The organism is Crossiella cryophila (assembly GCF_014204915.1).
In the GTDB taxonomy this organism is placed as follows: Bacteria; Actinomycetota; Actinomycetes; order Mycobacteriales; family Pseudonocardiaceae; genus Crossiella; species Crossiella cryophila.
In genome coordinates, this window is sequence record NZ_JACHMH010000001.1 from 5,383,691 (window position 1) to 5,401,633 (window position 17,943).

General features: G+C 72.3%; 10 protein-coding genes and 1 pseudogene. 8 read left to right on the plus strand and 3 right to left on the minus strand.

Going from position 1 to position 17,943, the window contains the following annotated elements; translation table 11 throughout:
* The first annotated feature begins 4 nt into the window (after positions 1-4).
* The 6 genes from eccB to HNR67_RS23750 are packed head-to-tail and all read left to right on the plus strand — an operon-like array spanning position 5 to position 10,499.
* Complete coding sequence (gene eccB, locus HNR67_RS23725) at positions 5-1,369, plus strand: type VII secretion protein EccB (RefSeq protein WP_185004431.1); 1,365 nt, start codon at positions 5-7, stop codon at positions 1,367-1,369.
* Positions 1,370-1,379: 10 nt separating this feature from the next.
* Positions 1,380-3,986 carry a hypothetical protein gene (locus HNR67_RS23730; protein WP_185004433.1) on the plus strand — a complete coding sequence of 869 codons (2,607 nt, stop codon included), beginning with the start codon at positions 1,380-1,382 and terminating at the stop codon, positions 3,984-3,986.
* 7 nt (positions 3,987-3,993) lie between these two features.
* The gene (locus HNR67_RS23735) at positions 3,994-7,317 is read left to right on the plus strand and encodes a right-handed parallel beta-helix repeat-containing protein (protein ID WP_185004434.1); all 3,324 of its coding nucleotides are present in this window, start codon (positions 3,994-3,996) and stop codon (positions 7,315-7,317) included.
* On the plus strand, positions 7,310-8,659 hold the full coding sequence (locus tag HNR67_RS23740) for an NAD(P)/FAD-dependent oxidoreductase (protein WP_185004436.1): 1,350 nt from the start codon (positions 7,310-7,312) through the stop codon (positions 8,657-8,659). Before HNR67_RS23735 ends, HNR67_RS23740 begins: the two co-directional genes overlap by 8 nt.
* Positions 8,656-9,462 carry an oxygenase MpaB family protein gene (locus HNR67_RS23745; RefSeq protein WP_185004437.1) on the plus strand — a complete coding sequence of 269 codons (807 nt, stop codon included), beginning with the start codon at positions 8,656-8,658 and terminating at the stop codon, positions 9,460-9,462. Before HNR67_RS23740 ends, HNR67_RS23745 begins: the two co-directional genes overlap by 4 nt.
* Positions 9,459-10,499, plus strand: coding sequence for a polyprenyl synthetase family protein (locus tag HNR67_RS23750; protein WP_185004439.1), 1,041 nt, complete (start codon positions 9,459-9,461; stop codon positions 10,497-10,499). Before HNR67_RS23745 ends, HNR67_RS23750 begins: the two co-directional genes overlap by 4 nt.
* On the opposite strand, the gene HNR67_RS23755 is transcribed toward HNR67_RS23750, so the two are convergent.
* From HNR67_RS23755 to HNR67_RS46320, 3 genes are all read right to left on the minus strand, one after another.
* Complete coding sequence (locus HNR67_RS23755; RefSeq protein WP_185004440.1) at positions 10,496-12,265, minus strand: sensor histidine kinase; 1,770 nt, start codon at positions 12,263-12,265, stop codon at positions 10,496-10,498. The genes HNR67_RS23750 and HNR67_RS23755 overlap by 4 nt on opposite strands.
* A gap of 10 nt (positions 12,266-12,275) precedes the next feature.
* Entirely contained in the window at positions 12,276-12,971 is a 696-nt protein-coding gene (locus HNR67_RS23760) for a response regulator transcription factor (RefSeq protein ID WP_185004442.1), read from the minus strand.
* A gap of 74 nt (positions 12,972-13,045) precedes the next feature.
* A complete protein-coding gene (locus tag HNR67_RS46320; RefSeq protein WP_185004443.1) occupies positions 13,046-13,672 on the minus strand; it encodes a helix-turn-helix transcriptional regulator in 627 nt (208 codons plus the stop codon).
* Positions 13,673-13,975: 303 nt separating this feature from the next.
* Between HNR67_RS46320 and HNR67_RS23770 the strand changes: the two genes are divergently transcribed.
* Both HNR67_RS23770 and HNR67_RS46845 read left to right on the plus strand, forming a co-directional pair.
* Positions 13,976-14,782: a spherulation-specific family 4 protein gene (locus HNR67_RS23770; RefSeq protein ID WP_185004445.1), complete on the plus strand. Its 807-nt coding sequence runs from the start codon at positions 13,976-13,978 to the stop codon at positions 14,780-14,782.
* 185 nt (positions 14,783-14,967) lie between these two features.
* Positions 14,968-15,258, plus strand: a pseudogene (locus HNR67_RS46845) (WXG100-like domain-containing protein); the annotation flags it as partial.
* Positions 15,259-17,943: the final 2,685 nt, after the last annotated feature.

Below are 17,943 nucleotides of genomic sequence, written 5' to 3' on the forward strand. Positions count from 1 at the left end.
ACCGGTGCAGACCCGCAAGGACCACGTGCACGCCTACCAGACCCTGGTCGGCCGGATGAGCGCGGCACTGTTGCTGGGGGACACCAACTACGGTGAGCCGCCGGCCAGGCGCGCGGTCACCGGGGTGATCTTCGGGCTGGTGCTCGGGCTGCTCATCGGGGTCGCGTTCTGGGTGTACGGGCTGATCAACCCGGGCGGCAACACCGCGTGGCGCAAGCCGGGGGTCATCCTGGTGGAGAAGGAGAGCGGCGCCCGCTACGTCTACCAGCGCGGGCTGCTCGTGCCGGTGCTCAACCACGCCTCGGCGATGCTGGTGCAGGGCCAGGGATCCACGGTGGAGACCATCACCCGCGCCTCCCTGGCCGAACTCGATCGAGGCCGCCCGGTGGGCATCCCGAACGCCCCGGATTCGGTGCCAGGGCCCGGTTCCCTGGTCACCGGTTCCTGGCTGTTGTGCCTGCCGCGCACCGGCGGCACCGAGGGCGGGTCGCTGAGCATGAACCTGAGCCCCGAGGCCGAGTCCACCCCGATCGGCGAGCGTGAGTACCTGTGGGTGGCCGCCGCCTCCGGCGAGCAGTACCTGGTGTGGGGACAGCAGAAACTCCGGCTCGCCGACGCCACCGTGGCCATCGCGCTCGGCCTGGGCGCGGGCACCCCGCCGGTGGCCGCGGCCGCGTGGCTGGCCGCGTTGCCGGAGGGGCCGCCCATCGGCGCCGCGACGATCCCCGGCGCGGGTGGCGGCGGCACCTCGGTGGGTGGCGTGCACCGGGCGGTGGGCACGGTTTTCCGGCACGCCGTGGGAAACGGGGCGGAGAACCTGCTCGTGCTGCGCGGGGACGGCCTGGCGCCGCTGTCCCGCACCGAGGTGGCGCTGCTGCGGGCCCGCGGCGGTTCGGCCGCGGTCGAGGTGGACGCCGCCGCGATCGCCGCCGCCCCGCGTTCCGCCGACAACTCGCTGACCACCCGGATCCCGGATCTGCTCATGATGAAGCCGATCACCGGCGGGGAACGGGCTTTCTGCCTGCGGCAGGAGACCAGCGGCGCGCGGATCGCCAGCCAGGTCGTCACCGCCGAGCGCCGGATGGCCTGGACCGGGATGACCGAGCAGACCGGCGCCTACCTCAAACCGGGCACCGGACTGCTCGCCGCCGCCGTGCCCGCGCCGGCCAAGGCGGGGGTCAAACCGGACCGCTACCTGATCACCGACCGCGGGTTCAAGTACCGGCTCGCCGACGACGAGGCCATCCAGGCCCTGGGTTTCGGCGGGATCACCCCGCGCCCGGTGGCCGCCGAGGTGCTGGCCGCGCTGCCCAGTGGACCGGTGCTGAGTCGGGCCGAGGTGGGCGTGTCGCAGAGAGGAACTGGCTGAGGTGAGTGTGTTGACCAAGCGCCGCGGCGGTCCGGAGGGTGGCCGCGGCATGACCAGCCAGACCATCGGCAACGCACTGGTGGTGCACCCACGGGCCGCGCTGCGCAACGAGATCCGCGATCTGGCCCTCGGCCTGGCCGAGGATCCCGATCACCAGCTGGTGGTGGTCGACCTGCCGGGGGAGAGCCCGTTCTCGGTGTGGGAGTCCACGGCGAAACTGTTGCCGCGCAAGCGCTCCGGCATCCGCCTGGTGATCGGCAGCCGGTCCCGGGAGACCACCGCCCTTGCCGGGCAATGGTTGTCCGAACGGCTCAACCGGGTGGTCATCGCGCCGGACGGGCACATCATGCCGGGGGTGGGCGGTTCGCTGTTCGTGGACGCGGGCTGGGGCAGCGGCTGGGTCCGCTTCCAGCCGGGCCGACCGCCCAAACGGGACGGCAAGCGATTCCCCCGACCGGTCTGGGAAGCCCCGTCCTCGCTGGCCGAGATCATGCCGACCAGCGCCAACGGCGTGGCCGAGCCACTGCCCGGCGGGGTGTGGCTGCGGCCGCGCGGACCCGAGCACATCCTGGGCCCGCACCGGGCCCGGCTGATCGCCACCGTGCCCTGCCAGCCGGAGATCTGCACCGTGGTGATCGGCTGCCCCGGCGCCGCCCCGGTGACCGTGGACGACATCACCCGGTTCTGGGGCTGGCTGCCCGAGGACCTGCGCCCCCGGCTGCGACTGGCCCGTTTCGGCCCGGTCGAGGGCAGGGGCGGCGTGCCCTACGGCCAGGCCGTGGCCGACGCGCTGGGCGAGAAGGTGGTCTGTTACCCGGGGCTGCCGGTCGGCGCGCGGATCGAGCCGGACATCCACCTGGTCCGCGCGGACGGCACCCTGGGTTGGCAGGCCAGCATGGGCGAACTCGGCTACACGCCCGCGGAACCGTGGCAGGAGCCGTCGGCGCCATACCCGGTGAGCTATCGGCCGCCGGTCTTCGGTGTGCAGGAGGTCGGCCGGGCGGTCTACGCCTACGCGCCCGACGCGCTGCTGGAGATCGTGCAGTCCGGGATGTGGCTGCGGCCGCACTACGACACCGCCAATGCCGCCGCGATCCGGCTGGCCGAGGCCGACGCCGACCGCCAGCTGGTGCTCTACGACGAGGGCGACCCGGAGTCCGCGGCCCGGATGCGCCAGCTCGCCGAGGATTTGTTCGGCAGCCTGGACAACGCGGCGCAGCGGTTGAGCTGTGTGGCGCCCGCGAGTGCGGTCCTGCACCGGCGGGCGGAGGTCGTGGGTCGGGCCAAGGGGGCGCTGGAGCCCGGCACCGCGGCCGCGAGCTTCGCCGAGGCGGCGACGCTGATCCAGCCTCGGCCGCGACTGGAGATTGGGCCAGGGGAGCCTGCCTTGCCGCGGTCCGGCGAGTCCGCCCCGCCGCGCTCTGCGGAACTCGCCCCGTCGTGGCCAGGGGAGCCCGCCACATCGAGGTCCGGGGAGTCCGCCACGTCGCGGCCCGCGGATCCCGTCGCACCGCGGCCCGAGGAACCCGCCACCCTGCGCCTGGAAAGCGCACCCGAGCCAGGCGGGGGCGGGTTCTTGCCCGGGATCACAGCCCCCGCCATCCCGGCCGGACTGGCACCGGTGGTGGCCGCCGGTGCCGGTCCGGCCCCGGCGGCCGAGTTGGACTCGGTCCGCCACCCTCCGCCGCCATCGGCCCCGAAGGCGGCGGAGGCCCCGGCCGCGATCGGCTCGACCCCCAGCGAGCCGGTCGCGGCCCCCACACCCCCGGCGCCTGCCGTCGAGCGGGTCTCGGCCGTGCAACCCGCACCCGTGTCCGAGGCCGCCGCGCTGGTGCCCAAACGCGGTCTGGACCAGGAACGCGAGTGGCTGCGCCGGGCACTGAGCCGGGAGTACGCGGCAGTGGCCAACTCGGTCGGCCGGGTGCTCTCCGAACACCCCGGCTTCCAGAGCGCCCTCGAACGCTCCTCCGGCCGGGTGCTCACCGACGCGGTCGCGGTGCGCCTGTATCTGTCAGAAGCCGGGGACGAACTCGACCTGCCGCTGCGCCGGGCCCTCGCTGGGCCGCACGTGCCCTTCGCCCGGTGCGCGGTCTCCGGACTGAGCAGGCTGCCCTCGCACCGGGGCGCGGCGATCTTCTCCACCACGCCCACGGCCAGGGAGTGGGAGCTGTACCGGAGCCGGACGCTGTTCACCGAATGGGGTTTTGTCAACGCGCTCACCGCGCCCTGCACGCGGCAGCAGGCCGGGCACCAGACCGACGTGCTGCTCTGGTCGATGACCTCGCGCCGCACCAAACTGCTCGAACCCGACGGCGAACCCACCGCGGACCGGGTGTTGTTCGTACCCGGCACCAACTTCAAGGTGCTCGACGTGACCGAGCCCGCCGAGGGCGGTCGCGGGCAGATCGTGCTGCGCGAGCTGGCGGTCGGCGAGATCGACGCGGACGGTCGGGTGGACCGCAACCGGGCCGCGCTGGACGAACTCGCGCTCACCTCGCTGCGGCGCTGCGTGGAGAAATGGGCTGCCGCCGCCGGCGAGCAGCGGATGCCGGAGTCCGCGGCGCGGCGGTTCGAGCTGCTGCCGGGTCTGGTCAGAACCGTTCGTGGGGAAGGGTGAGCCGCCGATGAATCGGCAGTTGCTGGTGGTGTCGGCCGGCAGGCCGGGCGGGTACCCGACGATCGGCGCCGCGCTGCGGGAGGCCAGGGACGGCGCGACGATCTCGGTGTGCGCGGGCCGGTACCCGGAGAACCTGGTGCTGACCCGGATGGTCACCATCACCGCCGAGGACGGCCCCGGCACGGTGGAGGTCTCGGCGCGCACCGGCAGCACGGTGGTGGTCGAGGCGGACGCGGTGCAGTTCGTCGGGCTGAGCTTCACCGGCGCGGACGAGCAGTGCGCCGCGGTGGACGTGCGGCGCGGCGAGGTCGCCTTCGACGACTGCCGGATCACCGTCTCGGCCTGGGCCGCGCTGCTGGCCAGGGAACAGGGCTGTGTGGTGCTGCGCAACTGCGTGGTGGCCAACACCACCGGGGTCGGGCTGGTGGTCACCTCCGCGCTGCCCAGCGCGGTGGAGCACACCGAGTTCACCGAGGTCGCCTCCTCCGCGGTGGTGCTCACCGAACACGGGTCGCTCGGACTGCGCGAGGTGGTGGTGCGCAAGGCAGGCGGCAACGGGATCTGCGTCAACGGGCAGGCCAGGGCGGTGATCGAGGGCTGCCAGATCATCGAGGCCGACAAGCCCGCCCTGGTGGTGGAACAGCAGGCGGGCGCGCGGATCCGGGAGCTGACGGTCACCCGCAGCGCCACCATCGACCTGTACCTGCGCACCACCGGCGAGGTGAGCATCGCCGACTCCGACTTCACCGGCGCGGGCATCCAGTCCGCGCACATCGCCGACGGCTGCGCGCCCCGCTTCCGCGGCTGCCGGTTCACCTCGGCGGCGCAGGTCGCGGTCTACGTCACCGGCGGCGCCGCACCGCGCTTCGACGACTGCCGGGTGGCCGACAGCCCGGTCGGCATCGCGGTGGACGGGGCCGCCACCCCGGAGTTCGGCGGCCTGCGGGTGGAGGGCGCCGCGCAGGCCGCGCTGCTGCTGGACGCGGGCGCGCGGGTCGGGCTGACCGGCCTGCGGGTGACCGATTCCGCCGGGGCCGGGCTGGTGCTCAAGGGCCAGTCCAGGGTGGTGCTGGCCGACGCGGTGGTCGAGCTGACCGGCGGTCTGGGGCTCGCGCTCACCGAGGGATCCGCGGCCGAGGTCAGCGATCTGCGGCTGAGCGGGTCCGGTGCGCGGCTGGTCGCCGTGGCGGGCGGGTCGCGGGGTGAGTTCAGTTCCCTGCTGCTGCGCGGGGGCGGGCTGCGGGTCGAGGACGCCGAAGTGTCCATTCAGGACAGTGAGATCGTGGACCCGGCCGAGGACGGGATCAGCGTGGCGGCGGGCGGCGTGCTCAGGGCGCACCGCTGCCGGGTGCGCTCGGCCCGCAGGCACGGCGTGCACCTGCTCAGCGGCGCCCGCGGCGAGGTGCGGGAGTGCGAGATCACCGGCAGCGCCGGGGACGGCGTGCTGCTGGACACCGAGGAACCCGCCACCGTCGCCGACTGCCGGATCACCGGCAGCGGCGGCAGCCCGGTCCGCCGGGGCGTGGAGCACGAACAGCTGTCGGTGCACGGGATCGTCACCGGCGACCCCGCCCCGGCCGCCGCACCGCGCCCTACCGCCCGGTCGGTACCGGAGCGGGAGACGGCCCCGGCGGACGCGATCGGCAGTGCGGCCGGGGTGGTGCTGGACGGGCCGCTGGCCGAGTTGCAGACGCTGGTCGGCCTGGACGGGGTCAAGAGCGAGGTCGTCGGCCTGATCAACCTGATCAAGATGTCCCAGCGCCGGCAGGAGATGGGCCTGCCGATGCCGCCGATGAGCAGGCACCTGGTCTTCGCCGGACCGCCCGGCACCGGCAAGACCACGGTGGCCCGGCTCTACGGCTCGGTGCTGGCCGAACTCGGCATCCTCAAGCGCGGCCACATGGTCGAGGTCGCGCGGGCGGACCTGGTGGCCCAGTACATCGGCGCCACCGCGATCAAGACCGCCGAGGTGGTGAACAAGGCCATGGGCGGCGTGCTGTTCATCGACGAGGCGTACACGCTGGCCAGTGGATCCGGTGGCAGCGGGCCGGACTTCGGCCAGGAGGCCATCGACACGCTGATGAAGATGATGGAGGACCACCGGGACGAGATCGTGGTCATCGTGGCCGGGTATTCCGAGCTGATGCAAGGGTTCCTGGCCTCCAACCCCGGCCTGGCCTCCCGGTTCTCCCGCACCATCGAGTTCCCCAACTACAGCGTCGCCGAACTGGTCACCATCACCACCAACCTGTGCGGCAAGCACTACTACGAACTCACCGACGACGCGGTGGACGCGCTCACCGACTACTTCCAGCGGGTGCCCAAGAACGACACCTTCGGCAACGGCCGGGTGGCCCGCAAACTGTTCGAGGCCATGGTCAACAACCAGGCATCCCGGCTGGCCCAGAGCCCACCGGCCAAGGACGCCGAGCTGAGCAGGCTCACCGGCGCCGACCTGAACACCGAACTCGTTGTGCTGGAAGAGGTCTCCCCACGCAAGGCCGGACCCGACCCGGCCACCGACCCGGAGGCCGCGGTCCGGGCCAGCCTGGGCTGGCGACGACTCGCCCAGCTCCGCGGCCTGCCCGGGGTGGCCGAGGCGGCCGGGAGCACCCTGGTGCGGCTGTGTGCCTTGCGCGCCAAGGGAAAACCGCCGGGCAGGCTGGCCAACGTGGTGCTGTCCGGCCAGTCCGGGATGGGACGCAGCGCGGTGGCCGCCCTGTACGCGCAGGCACTGACCGAACTCGGCGTGCTCAGCACCGGGCAGGTGCTGCGCCGCAGCCTCGGCGAACAGCTCTGCCCACGCTGGCCCGGCCAGGCGAACAGCCTGGTGGAGCAGGCGTTCCAGGACGCCACCGGCGGCCTGCTGCTCCTGGACGCCGACGGTGACTGGGCCGGTGGTTCGCCGGAACGCCGGGTCGAGGCCGTGGACGCGCTCTGCCAGGCCATCCGACGCAACCCGGCAGGCCCGGTGGTGCTGCTGCTGGGCGAGCCAGAGGCGTTGGCCGCCCTGGGCGAGCTGTCCACCGAACTCGGCGACTGCTTCGGCGAGCGCTGGGACTTCGGCGAGTACGAGATCGAGGAACTGGCGGAACTGGCCCTGCGCAAGCTGATCTGGTGCGGGCACGAGGTGCCGGAAGAGGTGGCGGAGGCATTGCGCGACCTGCTCGCGGAGGGGGAGGACCGGACCGCGCGCGGTGCCCACCGGCTGGCCCACCGCCTGGCGACCACGGCGGCTTCCCGCACACTGGCCGCGGCCGACCTCTACGCGCTGACCCGCTCCACCCTGCCCGCGATGTCCCTGGACGAAGGACTGACCCCGGTTGGCTGACGCGCGGCACGACCACGCCGTGGTGATCGGGGCCGGCATCGCCGGGCTGCTGGCGGCCCGCGTGCTCGCCGACCACTTCACCACGGTCACCCTGCTCGAACGCGACCTGCTCCCCGACGAGCCCGCGTCCCGGCCGGGCACACCCCAGGCCCGGCACCCGCACAGCCTGCTGACCAGGGGCGCGGAGGTCTTCGAGAGCCTGTTCCCCGGGCTGCGCGAAGAGTTGCGGGCCGGAGGAGCGCCGGTGATCGACTTCTGTCAGGACGTCCGGTTCCGCTTCGCCACCGGCCTCGCCCCTCAGCCGGCCTCAGGGATCCTCGCCCAGCCGGTCAGCCGTCCACTGCTGGAACACCTCCTGCGGCAGCGGGTGCGCGCGCTGGGCCCCGTCACCATCCGCTCCGGGTGCCAGGTGACCGCGCTGCTGCCCGACCACACCGGCCGACGGGTACGCGGGGTACGCGTGCTGGCCCGCGGACATCGGCCGTTCCAGGCCACCACCATCACCGCGCGACTGGTGGTCGACGCCAGCGGCCGCTCCTCCCGGCTGCCCGCCTGGCTGGCCGACCTCGGGCTCCCACTCCCGCACCAGCGCACCGTCGACCCCGGCGTCGGCTACGCCACCAGGGTCTACCTCCCCAGGCCCGGCGCCGCGACCGGCCACCAGCACCTGGTGCAGCCGCTGCGGCACCCGGACGCCCGCCACGGCTGCTTCGCCACCACCGTCGAGAACGGGCACTTGCTGGTCGCCCTGCACGCCGCCCACGAACGACCCCCGCGCACCGACGAGGAGTTCACCGCCTTCGTGGCCACCCTGGACCGCGGCCTCGCCGAGGCCACCGCGGCCCGCCAACCGGCCCCCTCGATCGCCCGCTACTCCTACGCGGTCAACCGCCGCGTGCACTACCACCGCCTGCGCCGCTGGCCGGACGGACTGCTCGCCCTCGGCGACGCGGTCTGCGCGTTCAACCCCATCTACGGACAGGGCATGGCCGTGGCCGCCATGGAGGCCCAGCTGCTGGAGGAGATGCTCACCCGTCAGCCCAGCCTGGACGGGTTGCCAAGGCGATTCCAACGCCGCCTGGCCCGCCTCACCCGTGCACCGTGGCTGCTGGCCAGCTCCGCCGACCGCTGCTGGCAGCCGGGCCGCCCGTCACTGGCGGCCCGCGTCGCTCGCTGGTACCTGCGCCGACTGCAGCGCCTCATCCCCAGCAGCCCCACCGTGTTCCTCCGCTTCGCGAGGGTGCTGAACATGCTCGACAGCCCCGCGGCGCTGGCCCATCCCAGCGTGCTGTGGCGCGTCCTGCTCGACCACCGCCGCCAACCCCGAAGGAGGCAGCCGTGACGGGCCGGGCACCCGAGGAGCCGATGTTCGGCCCGGACTCGGTGACCCGGCAGGTGATCAGGGAGCCGGTCAGCGCGCTCGGCGGGTTCCGCGCCCTGTTCCTGCAGGCCCTGCACCCCAGGGCGGTGGCGGCGGTGGCACAGAACAGCTCCTACCGCGAGCAGCCGCTGCAGCGCCTGGCCGCCGTCCGGCGCTACCTCCAGGCCACCACCGAGGGCACCGTCGCGCAGGCCCAGGCGGCAGGGCAGCGGCTGCGGGCCGTGCACGCGGCGCTGACCGCCTACGACCCGGCCACCGGCGAGGAGTACCGGGTGGACAGCCCGGACCTGCTGCGCTGGGTGCACGTGGCCGAGGTCGAGTCCTATGTGGACGCCGCCATGCGGACCGGACTGCGGCTGAGCCCGCGGCAGATCGACGAGTACTACGCCGAGCAGACCGCCCGCGCCGCGCTGGTCGGCCTCGACCCGGCCACGGTCCCGGACAGCGCCCAGCGGGTGGCCGAGTACTACGAGCGCGTCCGGGCCGACCTGCACGTCACCAAGGAGGCCATCGGCACCGCCGTCCACCTGGTCCTGCCGCGGGTCCAGTTGCCGCAGGGCCTGCTGGCCCCGGTGTGGGCCCCGGTCGCCCTCGCCGCGTACGCGATGCTGCCGGTCTGGGCCCGCGCCCTCTACGGCCTCTCCGGGCCACCGGCCACCGATGAGGTCCTGGACCGCGCCCTCCGGCTGGCCGGCACGCTGGTTGGGGGCGCCCCGGCCGGGGCATGGGACGCCCTCGCCCGGTTCCTGCTGGAGCCGTCATGACCGCCGCCGCGCTGCTGGCCGACCTGGCCGCGCGGGTGGCCCCCGCCCTCGCCGAGGCGGTGGACTCGCTGCCCGAGCCGGTGCTGGGCGCCGCCCGCCACCAACTCGGCCTGGACTCCGCAGGCCAGGCCGGGAAATCCCTGCGCCCGGCGCTGGCCCTGCTGTGCGCGGCAGGCTGCGGACACCTCGACGCCGGGCTGCCCGCGGCGGTGGCGGTCGAGCTGGTGCACAACGCCTCGCTGCTGCACGACGACATCATCGACGGCGCCGGCCTGCGCAGGCACCGGGCCGCCGCCTGGCGGGCCTACGGCCTTGGCCCCGCCGTGCTGGCCGGCGACGCGCTGACCGCGCTCGCACTGGACACCCTCTCCCACGCGCCCCGGCGCGGCGAACTCGCGCTGGTGCGCCTGGCCCGCGCGCTGCGCGAACTGGTCCTCGGCGAGGTCCTCGACGTCGCGTTCGAGGCCAGGGAGGCGGTGGCCGCCGAGGAGTACACGGCGATGGCCACCGGCAAGACCGCCGTGCTCATGCAGGCCGCCTGCGAGCTGGGCGCGGTGCTGGCCGGGGCCGGGGCCGGCCAGGCGGAGGCGCTGGGCAGCTTCGGCCGCCACCTGGGCATCGCCTTCCAGCTCCTCGACGACTACCACGGCGTCTGGGGCACCGAGCGGCAGACCGGCAAGCCCGCCGCCTCCGACATCCGCTCCCGCAAGAAGACCTTCCCGGTCACCGTGGCCCTGGCCGAGGCCAGCCCGCAGGCCCAGCGCCTGCGGGCGCTCTACCGGCAACCAGCCGAGCTGTCCCCGGAACAGGTGCGGCTCGCCGTCGGGCTCATCGGTCAGACAGCGGCGCGGGCGGCCTGCTTGCACGCCGTCGACCAGGCTCACGCCGCCGCCGTCCGGCGCCTCAACCTGGCCTGCATCGCCCCGCGGCCGCGGCGGCACCTGCTCGACCTGGCCGAGCACATCCTGTCCCACGAGCACCTGGCCGAGCACGAGCTGACCCCGAAGGCGTTGGCGTGCAACGGATCCGGGTGTTAGTGCTGGACCGGCAGCACGACCCGGAAGGTGCTGCCGCGGCCGACCTCGCTGGTCACCCGGATGGTGCCGCCGTGCGCCTCCACCAGGTACCGGGTGATCGTGAGTCCCAGGCCGCTGCCGCCGGTGCGCCTGCTGCGCGATTTGTCCGCGCGCCAGAAGCGGTCGAACACGTGCGGGAGGTCCTCGGCCGCGATGCCGATCCCGGTGTCGGTGACCTCCAGCACGGCCTCGTGCTCATCGACCCGGCCGGTCACCACCACCGCGCCGCCGGGCTGGGTGTAGCGCAACGCGTTGGACACCAGGTTGCCCAGCGCCTGCCGCAACCGGACCGGGTCCGCGGTCAGGTGCAGCGGACCGTCCACCACCATCCGCAGCGCCACCTCGTTGCCCTCGGCCAGCACCCGGTGCGCGCTCACCACATGCTCGATGACATCGGCGGTGTTGATCGGTTCGGGGTGCAGCCGCAGCGTGCCGGCGTCCGCCTGGGCCAGGTCCTGGAGATCGTCGACCAGGCGTTCCAGGAACAGCGATTCCTCCAGCAGCATGGCGGTGAGCTGCGGATCCGGGGCGGCCAGTCCGTCCTGGACCGCCTCCAGCCAGCCGGTGATGTTGGCCACCGGGGTGCGCAGTTCGTGCGCGACATCGCTGATCAGCGCCTGCCGCTGGGCCTCGGTCAGGGTGACCCGGATGGACATCAGGTTGAAGGCGCGGGCCAGTTCGCCCAGCTCACCCCGCGCGGTGGTGCACACCCTGGCCGCGCGATCGCCGGTGCCGAGGCGGCGCGCGGCCTCGGTCAGCTCCCGGATCGGCCGGACCAGCTGACTGGTCAGTACCCAGGCGGCCGCGCCGGCCAGCACCAGGATCACCGTCATGATCAGCAGGATCCGCGGCAGCTGGTCGAAGCCGAGCAGGGCCGGGGCCGGGAGTGCCGGTGCGGAGGCGTAGAGCAGGGCGGGTGGCGCGACCGTCGCGGCGAGCTGGTCCCGGCGGGCGGCGGTGAGGCAGTCGGCGACCCGGGCGGGGGTACCCGGGGGCGGTGGGGTCAGGAACCACCGCGAGTTCTCCGGATCGGCCCAGGCTGTGTCCACAGTGGACGATTTGGGTCCGTTGTGGCGCAGGCAGTCCGTGAGCTTGTCGAGCAGCGCGGTGTTGGCGGCCAGTTCGCCGGGGGTGGACCGGGTGAGCTGCTTCGGGTCCGGCAGGCAGGGCGTGCCCGGTGTGGTCCAGGTCAGCAGGCCGCCGTCGGGCAGGACCAGGTGCGGCCGGCCGGCCGGATCGATCTCCATCCGCTGCCGGGTGTCGCACCGCACGGCGTCTCCGGCGATCCGCCACAACCGCTCTCCGTCCGGTGTGGACAGAGCGTAGGGGCCGAGGGCCCTGGGATCGATGGCCGGACCGGGTTTGAGGGCCAGGTCGACGTGCAGTGGATCGATCATCGCGCTCGGCGGGGACAGCGACAGCGCGGCCGTGCTGTCCGCTGGCACGTTGTCCGCGATGAACCGGCCGTCCTTGCCGCGCAACACGATCTCCCTGCCGGTCTGCTCCCGCAGCGAGTCCAGCACGGGCTGGACCCTGGACCAGTCCTGGTGCGTGACGGCGTGTTCGAGCAGCCGTTCGTAGAGCTTGTGGTCGTCCTCGACGGTGCGGGAATGCTGCTCCGGCGTGCTGGTCAGGGTGGTCAGCAGCGTGGCGGCCACGATCGACACCGCCGCGATGAGCAGGCACACCGCGAAGAACCGAATCAGGAGGCTGTTCCGGCGGGCCATGTGGTTGGTCTCAGTCCTTGTCGTCGGCGAGCTTGTACCCGATGCCGTAGACCGTCACCAGCAGTCGTGGTCGCCGAGGGTCGATCTCGATTTTCTTGCGTAGTTTCATGATGCGCACATCCACCGCGCGCTCGGTCATGAACTCGGTGCCGAAAGCGTCCTCGATGAGCTGTTTGCGGGTGAACACCCGGTTGGGCGCCGCGGCGAAGATGCCCAGCAGCTGGAACTCCGCGGGCGTGAGATCGACCCGCTGGCCCCGGACGCAGACCTCGTGCGCCACCCGGTCCACGGTGATCTCGCCGACACTCAACAGTGGACTGTCGGTGGCCTCGGCCGGTCGCGGGCTGGTGCGGCGCAGGATGCTGCGCACCCTGGCCACCAGTTGCCGGGGCCGGAACGGTTTGGTGATGTAGTCGTCCGCGCCGAGGTCGAATCCGGTCAGCACATCGGGTTCCATCGACCGCGCGGTGAGCAGCACGATGGCCACATCGGACTCCGCGCGCAGCCGGGCACACACCTCAAGGCCGCTCAGACCGGGCATCATCACGTCCAGCACGATCATGTCCGGCTTGAGCTGGCGGGTCCTGGCCAGCGCGGCCTCGCCGTCGAAGACGACCGACACCGTGTGCCCGTCGTGTTCCAGATATCGGCGGATCAGTTCGGCCTGCCGGGAATTGTCCTCGGCCACGAGAATGTCCGCGCACATTGCCGCAGTATGCACGGGCCGAAGTGGCAGCGCCCGTGCCGAAACGGGACTGTCACACTTTCGGTCGGCGCGGCTCAGCACACCCCGGCGCGAACCGCGAAGGCGACGGCCTCGGTGCGGTTGCCCAGGTTGTACCGGGTCATCATGCGATACAGGACATTCTTCACCGTACGCTCGGAGTAGCACAGTTTGGCGGCGATCTCGTCGGTGTCGAAACCGTCGGCGAGCAGGGTGAGCACATCGACCTCGCGCTCGGTCAGTCCGGCGGCGGTCAGGCCACTGGGCACAAGCACGTCCTGGTGGATCCGGGCCAGTTCGCTGACCAGTTCGCCCTGCAGGTGCGCTGGGAAATGCGCGTTGCCCTGGCGTACCGACAGGATCGCCTGGGTCAGCCGCTGGCCGTCGATCTCGTGCAGCGGCAGCACCGCGGCCAGACCGCAGGAGAGCGCGTAGGTCATGGTGCCGGGTTCCAGGTGATCGGTCACCACCACGCAGCGGGTCCTGGGTGTCGCGGGCAGCCGCGGGTAACAGCTGTGCAGTGCGGCGAAGGACGAGCGGGTGACCACGTGTTCGATGAGCAGCACCACCTCCGCCGCGGCGAGGTCCACGTGTTCGAGTTCCCGCGCATTGCGCACGAGGCCGACCGATTCGGCTCCGATCAGCTGGTCCGAGGCCAGCACCGCGACCTTGGTGGTCTTCACATCGTCTCCCGCGGGGTGAATGGGAAATCGAATACTGCCGCTCCTCGCTTCCCGGGGCCGAAGGGCCGCTCCGCCGATACTCGCACGGGCCAGGCCCCGGCCAGCGAACTTGACGGGAAGTGGTCATCGGTTCTCCACAGTTGCCCGAGCGAACATCGGGACCGGCCGGGCGAATCGTGAAGCAGTTCTGCCCGAACGGTCTTCGTATATCGATTCAGGCAGCACTCTGGTGAATCCTGGATTCGTCCTTCCCCACTGCGACCGGCGAACGCGGCCGTCATTGTCCACTCCGGAGGAATTGTGTTGCAGCTCAACGGGTCCTGGCGCGGCGGGCTCCTGGTTCCGGCGTTCTTCCAGCCCGACACCGCAGCCGCGGACTGGCGGCGGCTCATCGGCGCGGTGGGCCCGGAGTGCGCGGTGGTGCTCAATGTGGACGGTGGGGCGGGCCCCCGGCCGGCGGCGAAGCTCCAGTGGATGGTGCAACAGCTCAAGTACGCGGGCGCACGGGTGCTGGGCTACGTCGACACCTGCCACGGCCGCTGCGCCAGGGAGCTGGTGTACCGGGAACTGGTCCGGCACCGCGCCTGGTACCGGGTGGACGGGGTGTTCTTCGATAGGGTGCAGGGCACCGAGAACCGGTTGCCGCTCTACCGGCAGCTGGCCGGGATGTCCCGCAGCGCGGACTGCGCCTGGGTGGTGCTCAACACCGCGGGCTACCCACACCCGCGCTACCTGGATTTCGCCGACCTGGTGCTGCCCTTCGAGGGCCCGATGAAACCGCACGAGAACCTGCACGTGCCTGCCTGGGCCGAGCAGTTGCCGCGGGAACGGTTCGGCCACCTGGTCAACGACACCCCCGAGCTGATGACCGATCAGGTGCTGCGCCAGATCGCGACCGCCAACGCGGGCTGGGCCTACGTGACCGAACAACGCGGCTGGCACCCCTGGCACAAACTCGCCATGACCCTGCACCAGCAACTGTCGGCGGTGCGCCGCGGCGTGTTCGACCCGAAGTCACCCGCCTTCGGCGGTTCCCGCCACCACCAGGCGACCCAGCCCCTGGCCGGGGTAATCCAGGGCAACAGCGTTTCACTTCCGCACTGGAGTTAGGCCAAACGGGTTGCTACGCCAGGGATGCGCTCGTTCTACTGCCGGACAGGCCAACTGACGAGGGGTGCGCGGGTGCCGATGCCGGGTGCGGAGCGGACGGAGCGGCTTGTCGCGCCGCACCGCCTCCGCACGGCCTGAGGACCCCGCCGGTGACCATCGAGTTCGACCCCAAGTACGAGCCCCTGGTGATCCTGGTCGCCGGCTCGAAGGTCCCCAGGGTCAGCCCAAACCAGGCCCGCGCCCTGGGCGATGCCTACGAAGTCCTCAGTGGACTGGTCAGGGACCTGGGCGAGAGCGTCCGCGCGCAGATCGGCTCGGTGGAGGGCGCGGTCAGCGAACGGATGGGAAAAGGCTTCCGCGACTTCATCCACAAACTCGTGGAATCCCTGCCCCAACTGGAAAAATCCGTCCACGAACTCTCCGGCAGCCTCCGCAAACTGGCCCTGGACGTGGAACAAGGCACCTACTCGATGCTCATCGAGATCATCTTCTTCGTAAACTCCATCCTCTGGGCCCTGGCAAGCCCCTTCACCGCCCCCCTGGTGCCCGGTTTCATCACCAGCGCCCGCTTCGCGATCGGCCGCATCGCGGAGAAAATGCACTGGGCGGCCCGCCTGCTGGCCGAGGCGATCCAGGAGGGTGTCGAGGAGGTCCTGCAGGACGTCGCGGTGCAACTGATCCAGTTCGCCGAAGGCAACCGGAATGCCTGGGACACCTTCAGTATTGGCATGTCGGCGCTTGGTGGCGCGGTGGCTGGTGGTGTCGCGGGGGGCATGCACATCGGCATGAACAACTGGCGGCCGGGGGTTGGGAACTCTGTTCTGTTCCATGGGGCTACGGAGGCTGTCGCGGATATCGCGGCGGGGGCGACTGGGGCGGCTGTTGGTGGTGGGGGGTTTGGAGATTTGTGGGTGGGGGCGGTGGGGGGTGCGTTCAGTGGTGGGGCGGAGCGGGGGGCTGGGCGGGTTGGGGAGCGGATTGGTGGGGCGTTGCATGGGCCGTCCACTGTGGATGGTTTGGGGGCGGGAGGGATTGGGGGAGGGGGGATTGGTGGGGGTGGGGTTGAGGGCGGGGGTGTTGGTGGTGCGGAGGGGGTTGGGCATGGGGTTGGGGGGTCGGGGGTAGTTGGTGGGGGTGTTGGCAAGGGGGGCAATGGTTCTTCGGAGGTGGGGGGAGATCGGGGGGTTGTCGGGGGTGGGGTGGGAGGGTTGGGGGAGAAGGGGGTTGGTGGGGGTCGGGGTGGAGTGGGTGGAGGGGCGTTGGGGCCTGGGGGGCTGCCGGTGTTGCCGTCTTCGGCGTCGGCGCCGGGTGGGGTTTTGGTGCCGCCGGGGGGAGTGGGCTCGGCGCCGGTAGGAGCGGGCTTGCCTTCCGGGGGTGGGAGTTCAACGTCGGGTGGCGTGGGCTTGCCGCCCGGTGGTGTGGGATCGGTTCCGGGAAGCGTGGGTTTGTCGCCTGGTGGCGTGGGATCGGTTCCGGGAGGCGTGGGCCTGCAGCCTGGTGGCGTGGGATCGGTTCCGGAAGGCGTTGGCTTGCTGCCTGGTGGCGCGAGTTCTTCGCCGGATGGGGGGTTGGGGCGGCAAGGGGGTGTGTCGTCGTCGCCGGGTGGTGCGGGGGCGGTTCGGGGTGGTGGGGAGTCGCAGCAGGGTGGGGGCTCGGCGCAGGATCGGGTTTCGGTGCCGTCGGGGGGTGGTTCGTCGTCTTCCGGGGGGATGCCGACGCCGCCGGGGCGGGTGGGTTCGTCGCCGGAGGGTGTGAGCTTGTCGCCGGGCGGGGTGCCGTCGCTGCCGGCTGGGGCCTCGGTGCCACCGGTCGGGGTCTCGGTGTCGCCGGGTGGGGCGCTGTTGCCGCCGGGTGGGGTGGCGCCGGGTGGGGTGTCGCCGCCGAGTGGCGTGGGGTCGCCGAGTGGCGTGGGGTCGTCACCAGGTGATGTGGGGCCGCGTGCCGGTGGGGTGGCGGCGCCTGGCGGTGTGGGAGCGCCTGGTGGTGTGGGGGCGTTGCCGGGTGATGTGCCGGTGCAACCGGGTGCCGTGCCGTCTTCGCCTGGTAGCGCGCCGACGGTGCCGGGTGGTGCGGGGTTGCCGCCGGTGGCCGCGGTCCCGGCTCCGTCCGACGCGCATGCACCGGCACCGGTCGTGGGTCCATCGGCGCCTGCCGTGGGATCACCCACTCCGACCCCGGAGTCACCCGCCCCGGCTGCGGGCTTGCCCACCCCGGCCCCCGGGCCGCCTGCACCGGTGGCGGGGTCGCCCACTCCTGCTTCTGGACTGCCTGCGCCCGTTGCGGGTCCGCCTGCTGGGGTCGTAGGTCAGCCCACCCCAGTCGGGGGTCCGTCTGCTCCGGTGGCCGGTCCGTCCACTCCGGTCGTGGGTCCGCCTGTGCCGGGAGCGGGGGGTCCTGGTGTCGACGTGCCCGGGGTCGTCCAGCCGCCCGTTGCGCACCCGCGTCTGCCTGAGCCGCAACCAGACCAGCCGTCGCCAGGCGTTTCACCGCGGCAGCCGGAAGCGCAGGCTCCCCGAGGGCAGACCACTCAGTCTGGCACCTCGCTGCCTGGTGCTCCGCAGCCCGCCAGCCCACAACCCGCCAACTCTCAGCCCACCGGCCCACAGCCGGAAACCCACAGCACCAGCAGCCCCACCTCAACCGATCCCCTACGCACCGACACCCTCCGCACCACCGTGCCCACCCCGGACACCGCACACACCCCGGCCAGCCCCGCACCCCACGCCGAAACCGATCTCCCGCAGCTGTCCCCCGTCAGCGGACCCGCGGCAAGTCCGGATGCCCCGTCCCCCTTTGACCCCGACGCACTCACCAACACCAACACCGTGCCCGCGCCCACCAACACTGAAACCCCCGACCAGCACGAGCCCCCGCCCCCATCAGCCCCACCGAACGACACCCCCCTCACCCCACACCAGCTCCGCGACAGCGTCCCGCGATACCTCCGAGACAGCCACACCCTCGGCGCCGCCCAGCAAAAGGAACACGCCCAAGGCCCCGCGCTCGACATCGAGGCGCACCTGAAGCAGATCGCGCCGCATGTCAAGAAGTGGGATGGGGTAAAGGAAATCGGCGAGAAGCTGGCCCAGGATGTGGGGAGCACGTTGGGGGAGGGGATTCGGGTTCGGGTCAAGGGGGATGGGGCGTACTACCAGTTGGGG